This window comes from uncultured Alistipes sp. (assembly GCF_902388705.1).
Taxonomy (GTDB): domain Bacteria; phylum Bacteroidota; class Bacteroidia; order Bacteroidales; family Rikenellaceae; genus Alistipes.
In genome coordinates, this window is sequence record NZ_CABMQJ010000052.1 from 1 (window position 1) to 13,175 (window position 13,175).

The window sequence follows — 13,175 nt, forward strand, 5'->3', positions numbered from 1 at the left end:
ACGGCATTTACGGCCGTCGGCACGCACTTCGGGCTTGCGGCCGAAGGCGGTGAACTCCAGCGCCTCCAGTCCCGGGGCGGCCGTAAAGGCGAACCGCGCCCGGGTCGCCGCCTTTTTCCGGGTGTCGAAAGCCAACAGCGCCCGGTCGCCGCGAAACTTCATCCGCAGCGGCGCTTCGGCCAGCGTTTCGGGAGCCACGTCGGCCCCGCCGTCACGCAGCGCGAAACGCGTCGTGCCGAACGAGTCGTAATGGAGCAGTATTTCGTTGACGCCCTTTTTCAGGACGACCTGCGGCGCAGGTTCAGCCCGCTGTCCGTTGACATAGAACCCCGCCGGGAGCATTTCACCCCACTCGGCGGCATACGCCCCATCGCGCGGAGCCTCCACACAGGTATAGAGGTAGTAATCTTTCATCCCCGACGCCTCAGCCCTGCGCACCATGCCGTTGAAAGCCCGCTCGGTGTCACCCAAACGGATAAAGTCGTCGTACATTTCGGCTTTCAGGCCGTGCCAGCCCTGATGGCCGTAGTCCCCCTCGACGCCCCAGCGCCACGAAAACTCATACGGCCGCCATTCGTACCGTACGCCGCCGGCCTCTATTCCCGGCGCCGCGGACGGCAGGTTCGCCAGCACCGTTTCCTCGCCAACCGAAGCGGGCACCGCCCCCAGCAGCAGGAATTTCTCCCCGAACGCGAACCGCCGGCGGCCTTTCCGCTCCCCGTCGCCGAGCCGCTCGTACTCCGCATCGTAAATGTATGCGCCGAGCTTTTCGTCCGTCGCCGGCCAGTGGTAATCGCCGAAACGGTTGTCGAGCAGCGGTTCGAGCCGGAACTTCCACTCCCCGTCGAGGGCAATCTGCACGGCGGCAGGCTTCGCGGCAGGTTCCGCGCAGAACTCCGGCTCGGCAGCGGGATCGAACACAATCAACTGCATGTCGGTGCTTTCCAGCGGCATGGCGACCTGCGTCCCGGCCTCGTCCTGCGAAACCACGCGCAGCGGCCGTTTTTGGCCCGTCCACGGATTCCACAGCTCGGCGGCACCCCGGGCGCGGAAACGGCACGTCACGCCGCGGTCCACGTTGTAGACCGCATAAAGGTCGCGCCCGGCAATGCGGCGGTGCATCACATAGGGGGTTTGCCCCTTCGTCCGGGGGCCGAGCACCGTGAAATCGCGCTGCGTATTGCAGTCGATAAGCGACACGACCTGCGCAGGCCCGTCGACACGGAAAACCCGGACGTGCCCGCCGCCGAAGATGTCGGCGACCAGCTCCGTCAGCTCGCGTCCGTTGCGACCCTCCAGTTCGGAAGCCTCGGGCAGCGGGCCGATGTTGACCACCATGCCGCCGCCGCGGACGAAGTCGCGCAGTTTCACGAGCGACGCGTGGCGGATCGCTTGCATGGCGGGCACCACGACCACGCCGAACGACTCCCCAGCCACATGCAGCCGCCCGCCGCGCACTTCGGCGCGGGCGAGCGACTCGTAATCCATGAAGTCGAAGTCGATGCCGTCGCGGTAAATCGCTTCGCCGGCGGCGAATGCAGCCTCCACGGCCTCATTGCCGTATCCGGCCACCACGGGCTCCACGGGATAGAGCACCGCCACGTCGGCGACGTGGTGCCCTTGCGAAAGGATATAGCTCAACCGCTCGGTGCACTCCAGCAATTCGTCCATCTCGTCCCAGTAGGGCTCGTGGAAATGGTTGCACGGCGCTGCCCACTCCCACCAGCCGCCCATAGTCGTATAATAGAGCCCGTGCAGGCTCAACAGGTTCTGGCCCATGGCATAATTGGCGAAAATCGCGTCGGTGAGCTGCGCCGAGTTGGTCGACCACCCGCTGCTGTGGAAACCCTCGAGCCAGACGCGCTGGCGCTCGTAGAGATGCGAGATAGACGAGGCGACCTTGTTTTTGATGATGTCTTTCTGCAGCATCGGCTGGTCGCAGCCCGGCGCCTGGTTCCAGCGCTGGGTGCGGAAATAATCGCCGAATTCGCTCACGTCACGGCCGCGGCCGCCGTGGTCGCAGCCGAAGAGCAGGCCGCGCTGCTGGTGCCATTCGTAAATCGGGATGAAAAAGTTCTCTTCGCTCAACGCCACGCGCACGTCGTTGTAGTCCAGCCGTATCTTGGCCGAGATGTCGCCCAAGTCGATGAACAGCGCGTCGATTTGCGGCAGGATGTCGTATCCCTTGCGGCGCATGAACTCATCGCGGAAGATGCCGTTCCAGATATTGCCCTGTAGGTTGAAACTCAACTCGTCGGAAAAGAAGAAGTTGAGCCCCGTTTCCGCTTTTCCGGGGAAGCGGTCTTCGAAACGCTGGAAGAAATGCCGCACGTAACTGCGCCCCGCCTGCGGATGCATCGGGTCGAGCGACGGCAGTCGGCGTTCGGCCCTGACCTCCGTCACCAGCGCCCGCGGCCACGGGTTCTGCCACTCGACGCCGTCCGGCCCGACCTCGGGCAGCAGGTCGGCCGACTCCCCGGCGATCCGGCCCCCTTCGTCCAGCCGATAGGCTTTCAGCGACAGCGGCTTCTGCATATAGCTGCGCGCGAAACGCTCCCCGCGCCCGAGTTCCGTCCGGTCGAAATGCAACTCCGAACCGTTGAGTCCGGGGTCTTCGGCCAGCATCTGATCGACGTACGAGCCCTGTCCTGCGCCCAGCGTGTAGTCGCTCAAACTGACGGTCATGCCGTGCCGGCCGGCCTCCTCCATGAACCAGCCGAAGAGTTCCCACCACGCCGGGGTGAAAAGTTCGGGCTGCGACCGGAACGTCCGCCCGTAGGTGATGCCGCCCGTGTCCGTGTGGCAATAGTTGACCTGCAGACTGCTGATTCGTTTTTCGGCCAGCATGTCCAGCTGCCATTTGATATGTTCGCGCGTGAGCGTGTCGCCTATCCACCAGTAGAAAGGCACTTCGCCGTAGCCCGCCGGCGGGGTGCGGAAGCCTTTTTCGAGCTCTACCGACTGCGACCGGTCGGGATAGCCCGGGGGCAGCAGGCGCGGCTGCTGCGCGCAGGTCATGCCGGCGGCAATCAGTGCCAGCAGGGGAAGCAGTATTCGTTTCATCATCCTATGGGTTTTAGCAGGTTGTACACCGGGCTCGGGGAACCCGGTATCGCAAACATACAAAATTAACAACATAAATCAGCCGGGCCCACACAATAAAAATACAACGCCAACGTTTATAGTATGTATTAACGATTGTTTTTCAGTCACATAATCGCACAGGGAAATTACCGCGCAGGCTGATGCGAATATCGACCGCGCCTCCCGAAACCGTATCAAAATTAAAACTTCCCGAACCAAAATTATACACAGGCACCGATACGCAGCGTTGATCGGGCATTAACCGCAGCGATTCACCGCCGATTACCAATCCTCCTGTTCCGGGATATTCGACCAGCCCCGGGCAGAGCCGCCCCAGGCGGCTGCCGCGGCAACGCAGGATTCTTCCTGCCGCGCCTCCGGCACAGAGGGCGCACTTCCGCACTTCCGACTTTCCGACCTTACCATCCACCGTCCTTACGAAGTTTACCGTAAACGCCCGTCCGGAGGCGTGCCGCGGCGGTGCAAAAATGGAAAAAAGACCGTTCAGAGCACGATACGGGCCGTTCCCGGCAGGCGCTTTTCAAAAAACCGCCCCCACAAACCATTCAGGGTCAGCCGCATATCGGCAAGCAGATAAGTTAACATAATATTCACACATACCGCCTCGTTAGATAGGCGAAGAATCAGAAGTTGAAACATTAATTTTTATGACGACGCAACATGCAAATAAAAATTTCGAAAACGCTCGAAGGGCTCATTGCCCGCGCGGCGTTTAATACGACCAAGGCAGGCATAGACCACTCGCTCAAGGATTTTCTCGCACTGGAAATGTTCCGTGAGGAGGGCTCGCTCGCCTACCAGCTTTTATCCTCCCGACTCAAGGACTGGGAACTCTACCAGGTGCGGCTGCGCATCGAACGCGAGGTACTGTCCGACAAACAGCGCGACAAACTGGGCCCCGAAGAGTTTTACCGGGCGTTCACCGACGAGCTGTGCGCCGTTTCGGGCGCCGTGCGGAGCGTATCAACGGCCCATGCGCTGCGGGCCATCGTCGGCGACCGTTCGACGGCCACTTCGCGCGTACTCGAAATGTACGGCGTCACGCCCGACATCGTATCCGAAGACCTCCGGAAATTCGCCGTGGGCGACGACTTCCGCACCGAGATACAGGTGCACATGCTCGACTTCAGCGAGGAGAACAAGCCCGAGGAGAAAAGCACGTCGCACCTGCTCGACAAATTCGGCGTGAACCTCACGCGCATGGCCCGCGAGGGCCGGATCGACCCCGTGGTGGGCCGTGAGCAGGAGATCGAGCGCGTCGTGCAGATACTCTCGCGCCGCAAGAAAAACAACCCGATCCTCATCGGCGAGGCCGGCGTAGGCAAAAGCGCCATCGTCGAGGGGCTGGCGCTGCGCATCGCGCGCGGCGAGGTACCCTACACCATCGCCGACAAGACGCTCTTCTCGCTCGACGTTTCGTCGCTGGTGGCGGGCACCAAGTTCCGCGGCGAGTTCGAGGAGCGCATGCAGCAACTGCTCGACGAACTGCGCAAAGCCAAGGATACGATTATATTCATCGACGAGATACACACCATCGTGGGCGCCGGCTCGACGCAGGGCAGCCTCGACACGGCCAACATCCTCAAACCGGCGTTGGCGCGCGGCGAGCTGCAGACCATCGGCGCCACCACGCTCGACGAATACCGCGAAAACATCGAGAGCGACTCGGCCCTCGAACGCCGTTTCCAGAAAGTCGTCGTGGAACCCACGACGCCCGAGCAGACGCTCCAGATTCTGCACAACATCGCGCCCCACTACGAGCGCCACCACAAGGTGCGCTACACCGAGCAGGCGCTGCAGGCCTGCGTGGAACTCACCGGACGCTACATCACCGACCGTTTCTTCCCCGACAAGGCGATCGACGTGCTGGACGAAGCGGGCTCGCGCGTACACCTGCAGTCGGCCCGCGAACCGGCCGAACTGCGCGAAATGGAAACCGCCCTCGGCCAGGTGCAGCGCGAACGCCGCGAAGCGGTCGAGGCGCTGGTCTACGAGAAAGCCGCCTCGGCGCGCCTGCGCGAAATCGCACTCCGCTCGAAACTGGGCGAAAGCCGCGCCGAATGGCAGCGGTCGCTCGAAACGAACCCCGTGGAAATCACGGCCGAACACATCCAGCAGGTCATCACCGCAATGACGGGCATCCCCGCCGAGCGGATTTCGGACGGCGAGATGACGCGCCTGCAAACCCTGTACGACCACCTCGCACAGCGCGTCGTGGGACAGCAGGAGGCCGTGGAGAAAATCTCCCGCACGATCCGCCGCTCGCGCGCCGGGCTCAAGGACGAGAACCGTCCCATCGGCGTATTCCTCTTCGTGGGGCCCACGGGCGTGGGCAAGACGCTGCTGGCGAAGGAGGTGTCCAAATGGCTCTTCGACGAGCAGCGGGGGCTGATTCGCATCGACATGAGCGAATACGCCGAGAAACACAACGTGGCGCGCCTGATCGGCTCGCCTCCGGGATACGTCGGCTACGGCGAAGGCGGCCAGCTTACCGAGGCCGTACGCCGCCAGCCCTACGCCGTGGTGCTGTTCGACGAAATCGAAAAGGCACACCCCGAGGTATTCAACTCGATGCTGCAGATTTTCGACGAGGGGCACCTCACCGACGGTTCGGGCCGCAAGGTGGACTTCCGCAATACGATCATCATCATGACCTCGAACGTCGGGTCGCGCACCGTGGTGCAGAAATCGGTACAGGTCGGATACAGCACCGTATCGAAGAGCGCAACGGCTACCGCCACCCCCAAATGCGAATACCGCAAGGCACTCGAGGAGACCTTCGCGCCCGAGTTCCTGAACCGCATCGACGACATCGTAATGTTCCGCACGCTGGAGATTGCCGACGTCGAGCGCATCATCGAACTGGAACTGCGCGGACTGTTCGAACGCACGCGCAGGCTGGGGTACAAGGTGAAGATTACCGACGGTGCCAAACGCCGCCTGGCGGCCATGGGCTACGAGTCGCGCTACGGCGTCCGCTCGCTCAAGCGCACGCTGATGGACAACGTCGAGGAACCGCTTTCGACGCTCATCATCGACGGTAAACTCCACGAGGGCGACACGGTGGTCGTCGAATCGGACAAGTCGCACGGCGTAAAAATCCGCGTGGCGTAACGGGCGGAGCCGCCCGCAAAGCAGGGGCCGGGATATATCCCGGCCCCTTTTTCATACCCGTGCGACCATTTTTTCCACAAAAACAACGTCCGTTTTTGCATTTATTCCTATATTTGCACGAATTCTTCACCTGCGTTTTAACAAGTCGATATGCGTCCGTTCTTCCTGCGTACTTTGCCCGGGCTGCTGCTTCTGGCATTATATACCCCGATTCCTGCTCCGGCTGCCTCCGGCACAGCCGACAGCCTGCTCAACCTGCTGCCGCAAAGCTCCGATGCCGCCGCGCGGCACCAAATATACGTCCGGCTGGCCGACATGCATGCGGACAGCCTCGCACTCGCCGCCACCTACTGGGAAAAGGCGCTCGGCGAAGCCCACCGGGCCAGCGACACCTACGGATGCAAAGACGCGCTGGACATCCTCGTCCGTAAATTCGCAGGCCGGGACACACTTCGCACGCAGCGCTTCATCCGGCAGGCGGACAGCCTGCTGCCCGGACGCGAACACGCCCTCTTCCGCGCATCGCTCCGCGCCTACTGCATCTGGAAGCAGATGAGCAGCAACAACTCGATTGAAACGGTGGCCCGCGAGCTGACAAAACTCAAGCAGAGGAGCGGGGACGGTCTCACGCCCGAAGATCAAATCGAGTGGGAGTTCCTGACGGGCCTCTCCACCGACTTCTGCTCGATGGCCGCCGAAGCATACGACAACATCCATGCGGCAATCCCCTACGTGGAACAGGCCCTGCAGAAACTCGGAAAATATCCGCAGGAACAGCGGCTCCACTTCGAAAAACTCTGCCACGACGAACTCAGCGACCTCTACATGCTCACCCACGACAAACGTGCCGCCGCCGAGATTGAAAAATGCATCGCCCTGCATCGCAAATGGCTGGCCATGGACAAGCGTTTCGACCGCCCCGACCGCGATACGACGACTTACCTGATGCACGCTTACGCGAAAATGGTTTTCCTGCGCGACCTCATCAGCAAGGAGAAAGCGACCGAATATTACGAGAAATGCATGCGGCTGGCGCGTGCAAAGGGCGATTTGGGGGAAATTTACAGCACCAGCGCCCGCTATTACCAGCACATGGGCGACAAGCAGCGGGCCGTGGCCTATATCGATTCGGCCATCGCCAACTACAAACTAACCGGCCAAAAGGTCGACCTTGCCCCCATTTATGCCACGCAGTCCTACCTGTACGAAGAGATGGGGGACTATAAGAACGCCCTCGGGGCCGTGCGCAACGCCAATCTGCACCGGTTCGACAACCGCATAGAAAAGGCGCAGAGCAACCTGGCCGAAATGCAGGCGCTGTTCAACGTCAACCAGCTCGAACTGGAAAAGACCCAGCTTGACAACCGCAACAAATTCGTCATGCTCGTCACCGGCGGCATCGTCCTGCTGCTGCTCGTCGGGTGGAGCACTTACCAGCACATCATGGTCAGACGGCTGAAACAAACCAGACGGCAGCTGCTTGCCGCCAACGAAGAGGTGTCACGCCAGAGCCGCCGGGCCATGGAGAGCGAAAAAATGAAGACAGCCTTCATCAACTCAATCTGCCACGAAATCCGCACGCCGCTGAACGCCATCAGCGGATTCTCCGAATTGCTGCTCGAAGAGGGCCACGACGAACAGGCCCGCAGCGGATTCCGCAAAGAAATCTGGGCGAACACGACGGCCCTGACCCGGCAGCTGGAGAACATGCTGGAGCTTTCGAAACTCGTCAGCACCGAGGAGCCCCTCCCGTGCGTGGAAACCGACGTCTGCGCGCTTTGCCGTGAACGGCTGCTGCTGCAGAAAGGGCTGTCGGACAACCCCTCCGTAGCATATATAATGGACGACAAAGGGGGGGGGTGCACCGTCCCGACCAATCCGTTCTACCTGACGCGCGTCATCGACAACCTGCTGCAGAACGCCGCCAAATTCACCGCCGCAGGCAGCATCACACTCGCCTGCCGGAACGACGAGCGGCAACGCACGCTCCACATCAGCGTCAGCGACACGGGCATCGGCATTCCGCCCGAGAAGCAGGAGTGGGTCTTCGACCGCTTCACCAAGGTCGATCCGTTCAAACCCGGCTCGGGCATCGGGCTCTACCTGTGCCGCCTGATTGTCACCCGGCTCGGAGGTGAAATCCGCATCTGCCCCGAATACAGCGAAGGCTGCTGCATCCTGATCACCCTTCCGTACTGATCCGCCGCCGGACGCCTTCCGGGCCGGTTTTTCGCGCCGGAACGGGCCGGCGGATTGCAATCCGGATAGAAATACCTATCTTTGCACCCTAAATCCGGATTTCAGATGTACAGTTTCTCGAAATACAAAGAGCAGTATAAATCCAACCTGCTGCTGGCGCTGCCCGTCGTGCTGACGCAGGTGGGCCAGATACTCACGCAGGTCGCCGACAACCTGATGGTCGGCCGCTACGGCGGCGACGACCCCATACCGCTGGCTGCCGTATCGTTCGGCGGCGCGGTATTCTTCATCCTCTTCATCGCCGCCATCGGCATCGCGCTGGGCATGACGCCCCTCGTGGGCGAACTTTACGCGCAGGGCGACCGCGAGAAATCGGCCGGGCTGCTGCAGAACGGCATCCTGTTCTACGGGCTGCTCGGCATCGCGATGGCCCTCATACAGTACGCGGTCATTCCGCTCATGTACCGGCTCGGCCAGCCCGTCGAGGTCGTCGACATGGCCATCCCGTACTATAAAATGCTGGTATTCAGCATGCCGTTCGTCATGCTCTTCTTCGCCTTCAAACAGTTCCTCGAGGGCGTGGGCAACACCAAGGTCGAGATGGTCGTGACGATTATCGCCAACGTGGCGAACATCGGCTTCAACGCGGTCTTCATCTACGGCCGTTTCGGGCTTCCCGAAATGGGTGCCGCGGGCGCGGGACTGGGCACGCTGCTTTCGCGCATCATCGCCCCCATCTTGATGATCGGCTACTTCTACAACCGCCACAAATACCGCGCATACCTCGACGGGTTCTCGCCCCGCAACTATTCGTGGGCGACGGTGAAGAGCCTGCTGCACATGGGGCTTCCCATCTCGCTGCAGATGTTCCTCGAAGCCTCGGCGTTCGTCGGCACGGGCATCATGATGGGCTGGTTCGGCCAGATGGCCAAAGTCGCCATCAGCGCCAACCAGATCTCCACGACCATCGGAAACTGCGCGTTCATGATCGTCATGTCGATCGGCGCCGCCACCACCATCCGCGTGTCGCACTGCTACGGCGCGCGCAATATCGGCGAACTTTCGCTGGCGGCCAAAGCCTCCTACCACCTCGTGCTGGCGTGGAACGCCTGCGCCGCACTGTTTTTCATCACCCTGCGCAACGTCATCCCGACGTTCTTCACCACCAACCCCGAAGTGATCGCCATCGCGTCGCAGCTGCTGGTTTTCGCCGCGCTGTACCAGCTCTCGGACGGCATCCAGAACGTGTCGGTAGGCATCCTGCGCGGCATACAGGATGTGAAAATCATCATGCCTATCGCCCTGGTTTCTTACTGGCTGCTGAACCTGCCGGTGGGTTACCTGCTGGGCTTCACGCTCGGCATGGGCCCCTCGGGGCTCTACCTGGGTTTCTCGTTCGGCCTGTCTGCCGCGGCCGTGATGATGATCCTCCGCATCCGGCGCAGCATCCGCAGGCTCCGCACAGCCTGTTGACGGCAGTTTTGAACCAGTCCGGTGCACGTTAAAAAAATTTTCGTATCTTTACGCAAATTATACCCACCAATGGATACAGAGAACCAACATACGAAAGAATTTAAACCCGAAATAGGCCGCGGCTGCTCGTTCTGCGACTGCGGCACGGAATGCGAGGCCAAACTCTGCGACGGATGCTTCAAGCTCCACGAAACGGCATGGCTCGAGGAGTATCCCCAGAATGTCCCGACCGACATCGTCGAGGTGCGCTTCAAGAACACGCGCCGCTCGTTCTTCCAGAACGCCAACAACCTGCCGCTCAAGCGGGGCGACATCGTGGCGGTCGAGGCTTCGCCCGGCCACGACATCGGCGTCATTTCGCTCACGGGCGACCTGGTGGCCCGCCAGATGCGGCGCACGGGATTCAACCCGTTCAACGGGGAGTTCAAAAAAGTCTACCGCAAGGCCAAACCCTACGACATCGAAAAGTGGCAGGAGGCCATCGCCCTCGAACACGAAACGATGATCGCCTCGCGCCAGATTGCGGCCGACATGGGCCTCAACATGAAAATCGGCGACGTGGAATACCAGGGCGACAAGACCAAGGCCATCTTCTACTATATCGCCGACGAGCGCGTCGATTTCCGCGAGCTGATCAAGGTTTTCGCCGAGCAGTTCCACATCCGCATCGAGATGAAGCAAATCGGCGCCCGCCAGGAGGCCGGACGCATCGGCGGACTGGGCGCCTGCGGCCGCGAGTTGTGCTGCGCCTCGTGGATGTCGAGTTTCTCGAGCGTCACGACAGGTGCCGCCCGCGTGCAGGAGATTTCGCTCAACCCCCAGAAGCTGGCCGGGCAGTGCTCGAAACTCAAGTGCTGCATGATGTACGAATACGACACCTACGTCGACGCCCGCAAGGAGTTCCCGCGCCTGCGGGAGCCGCTTCAGGCCATGGACGGCGAATATTTTCTGGTCAAGAGCGACATTCTGGCCGGTACGATGACCTTCTCGTCGAGCAAGGATTCGATGGTCAATGTCACGACGCTGCCCCTGTCGCGCGTCCGGGAGATCGTCGCCTTGAACCGCGCGGGCAAGAAAGTCGAGCAGTTGCAGCACGCCGACGACATCCGTCCCGTGACAGAGGAGCCGACCTACCGCTCGGAGGAGGACAGCATCACCCGCTTCGACTCGGCCAAACGGCGCAGCAAGCGCGGCCGCAACCGCGGCAAGCAGAACGGCCAGGAACCCCAGGAGGCCGGACAGGAACGCAAACAGGCGCAGCCGGGACAGCAAGCCCAGCAGGGCCATCAGGAGCGCCGTCCGCGCCGCAACGACCGTCCCCGGGGCGGCGAAGGCCGAAACAACGGCAACGGCGAGCGCCGCAACGGCAACAACGAACGCAACGACGGCGCTGCCCGCAACAACGGAGCGGCCGACAACGGCGCAGGCAATGGAAATGGAAATGGCAATGGCAACGGCGAACACCGCGAGGGCGGCAACAAGCGCAACCGCAACCGCCGCCGGCCGAACGGCGCAGAACGCCGCGAGGGCAGCAACAACGGAGGCAACAACAACGAAAGCAGCGGAAACAATAACGGAGGGCAGAACGAATAGACGGTGAAACGGGCAGTACGTGACATAACGGCACGCCGAACCGTCGCCGGCCCGCTCCCTCAGGCGCACGACCGGGCGGATTCCGCACCGGCGACACCCCGGGGCGCCAAGGTGTTTCAGAACGTACGGCGCACCGCTGTAGCAGCTGCGGCGCTGCTCGCAGGAGGCTGCCTGTCGCCGCACCAATCGGCAGTGGCCGACGTCGACGCCGCGGCATGGAACCGGGCGGCAGTGCTCACGCTCACCAACAGCGACACCACCACGCTGCGCGATTTGGAACTGTTCCTTCGCTGCAACGACCTCTTTACGGAGGATTCGCTGACGGTGCGGATTACGGTGCTTACACCCGACTCGCTGCGCCATGAAGAGCCGTTCCTGCTGGTCATTCCCCCCGCACACACACCGGCCGCGCTCTCCCGCGAGGCCGATGTCGCCTACCGCCGCCGTGTCCGCTTCGCCCGCACGGGCGACTACCGCATAAAAATCACCCCCGGCCGTCCCGTAAAAGGGGTCGAGGCCGTCGGCATCAATATCGTAAAAAGCCAATAAGATACAATGGGCAAGGACAAGCTCCGCAGGTTCCGCGAAAACCTGACTTTCGACTGTTTCGTACAACCCGAATTCGACGAGGTATTCCGCTGCGACCACCCGCTCAAAGGGCGCTGGCGCAGTGACTTTTTCCACAACGACAACCCGATTGTGCTGGAGTTGGGCTGCGGCAAGGGCGAATATACCGTGGCGCTGGCCGAACGCGACCCGTCACGCAACTTCATCGGCATCGACATCAAGGGGGCCCGCATGTGGCGCGGGGCCAAAACCGCCACGGAACGCGGAATGAGCAACGTGGGTTTCCTGCGCACGCGCATCGAGTTCATCGGCGGGCTGTTCGCCGAAGGCGAGGTCGACGAAATCTGGATTACGTTCCCCGACCCGCAGCTCAAGAGCCGCCGGGCCAAGAAGCGCCTCACCTCGCCGCTTTTCCTCGAACACTACGGCCGCCTGTTACGGCCCCACGGGCACATCAACCTCAAGACCGACTCGAAACACCTGTTCGGCTACACGAACGAGGTCATACGCCGCTTCGGGCTTCCGTGCGAGGTTTCGAACGCCGACATCTACGGCTCGGGCTATGCCGACGAGGTGCTGTCGGTCAAGACCGCCTATGAAAAGCGGTTCCTCGAACTGGGGCTCCCCATCACCTACACCCGCTTCTCCCTCGCCGGCCGCCGCGATTTCCCGTGGTTCGACTGGGAGGAGGACGAGAAGCTCGAAAAGGACAACGAACAGGAGCGCCGGGGCTGACCGGACGGCAAACAGGCCGGCAAAGCGGCTGCCGCGGGCAGTTTGCACCGGCCACACCCCTCGTACCACATCCGGTGAAAACGGCGCGGCGATTTCGTCCGCCGTTTCGCTTTCCCGGCACAACAATTTCACCCGTTGTTTCGCGCCCCGGACAGGCAGTTTCACCCGTTGTTTCGCCCCCGGCACAGGCGTTTCACCCCCGTTCATCGTTACGACAGCACCCGGCAATACCCCGCTCCGGCGGGGCTTTTCACTCTCCGCCGAGAATCCGCTTCGGCCGCCCCGTTTTCCGGCACCCGCTTTTTCACGCCGGCCGTACAACCTCACCCAAACACCCCCTCCGTCGCCATCCCGGGTGTCCGGCAGGCAACGCTTCACCTCCATGTCGC

Annotated in this window: 8 protein-coding genes; 6 read left to right on the top strand and 2 right to left on the bottom strand. The window is 61.9% G+C overall.

The genetic code is table 11. The annotated features are described in order from the left end of the window. Positions 1–3,066, bottom strand: a 3,066-nt coding sequence (locus QZT71_RS10245) for a glycosyl hydrolase (RefSeq protein WP_295915742.1), incomplete at its 3' end; no start/stop codon positions are given. A 522-nt stretch (positions 3,067–3,588) separates the two neighbouring features. Next, the gene (locus QZT71_RS10250) at positions 3,589–3,744 is read right to left on the bottom strand and encodes a hypothetical protein (protein ID WP_295915743.1); all 156 of its coding nucleotides are present in this window, start codon (positions 3,742–3,744) and stop codon (positions 3,589–3,591) included. A gap of 21 nt (positions 3,745–3,765) precedes the next feature. On the opposite strand from QZT71_RS10250, the gene QZT71_RS10255 reads away from it, so the two are divergent. From QZT71_RS10255 to trmB, 6 genes are all read left to right on the top strand, one after another. Next, positions 3,766–6,219, top strand: coding sequence for an ATP-dependent Clp protease ATP-binding subunit (locus QZT71_RS10255; protein WP_295915745.1), 2,454 nt, complete (start codon positions 3,766–3,768; stop codon positions 6,217–6,219). A 150-nt stretch (positions 6,220–6,369) separates the two neighbouring features. After that, positions 6,370–8,418 (top strand): ATP-binding protein, encoded by a 2,049-nt coding sequence (locus QZT71_RS10260; protein WP_295915746.1) that lies wholly within the window; start codon positions 6,370–6,372, stop codon positions 8,416–8,418. Between the two features lie 105 nt (positions 8,419–8,523). Next, positions 8,524–9,891 carry an MATE family efflux transporter gene (locus QZT71_RS10265; RefSeq protein WP_295915750.1) on the top strand — a complete coding sequence of 456 codons (1,368 nt, stop codon included), beginning with the start codon at positions 8,524–8,526 and terminating at the stop codon, positions 9,889–9,891. 69 nt (positions 9,892–9,960) lie between these two features. After that, positions 9,961–11,484 carry a regulatory iron-sulfur-containing complex subunit RicT gene (locus QZT71_RS10270; protein ID WP_295915751.1) on the top strand — a complete coding sequence of 508 codons (1,524 nt, stop codon included), beginning with the start codon at positions 9,961–9,963 and terminating at the stop codon, positions 11,482–11,484. A 111-nt stretch (positions 11,485–11,595) separates the two neighbouring features. Then, complete coding sequence (locus tag QZT71_RS10275) at positions 11,596–12,033, top strand: hypothetical protein (protein WP_295915753.1); 438 nt, start codon at positions 11,596–11,598, stop codon at positions 12,031–12,033. Between the two features lie 6 nt (positions 12,034–12,039). Continuing rightward, positions 12,040–12,786: a tRNA (guanosine(46)-N7)-methyltransferase TrmB gene (gene trmB / locus QZT71_RS10280; RefSeq protein ID WP_295915755.1), complete on the top strand. Its 747-nt coding sequence runs from the start codon at positions 12,040–12,042 to the stop codon at positions 12,784–12,786. Positions 12,787–13,175: the final 389 nt, after the last annotated feature.

Bases quoted from the DNA above. Each gene is read 5' to 3' on its own strand.
- QZT71_RS10250 (WP_295915743.1), bottom strand. From the start codon at position 3,744: ATGTTTCAACTTCTGATTCTTCGCCTATCTAACGAGGCGGTATGTGTG.
- QZT71_RS10255 (WP_295915745.1), top strand. From the start codon at position 3,766: ATGCAAATAAAAATTTCGAAAACGCTCGAAGGGCTCATTGCCCGCGCG.
- QZT71_RS10260 (WP_295915746.1), top strand. From the start codon at position 6,370: ATGCGTCCGTTCTTCCTGCGTACTTTGCCCGGGCTGCTGCTTCTGGCA.
- QZT71_RS10265 (WP_295915750.1), top strand. From the start codon at position 8,524: ATGTACAGTTTCTCGAAATACAAAGAGCAGTATAAATCCAACCTGCTG.
- QZT71_RS10270 (WP_295915751.1), top strand. From the start codon at position 9,961: ATGGATACAGAGAACCAACATACGAAAGAATTTAAACCCGAAATAGGC.
- trmB (WP_295915755.1), top strand. From the start codon at position 12,040: ATGGGCAAGGACAAGCTCCGCAGGTTCCGCGAAAACCTGACTTTCGAC.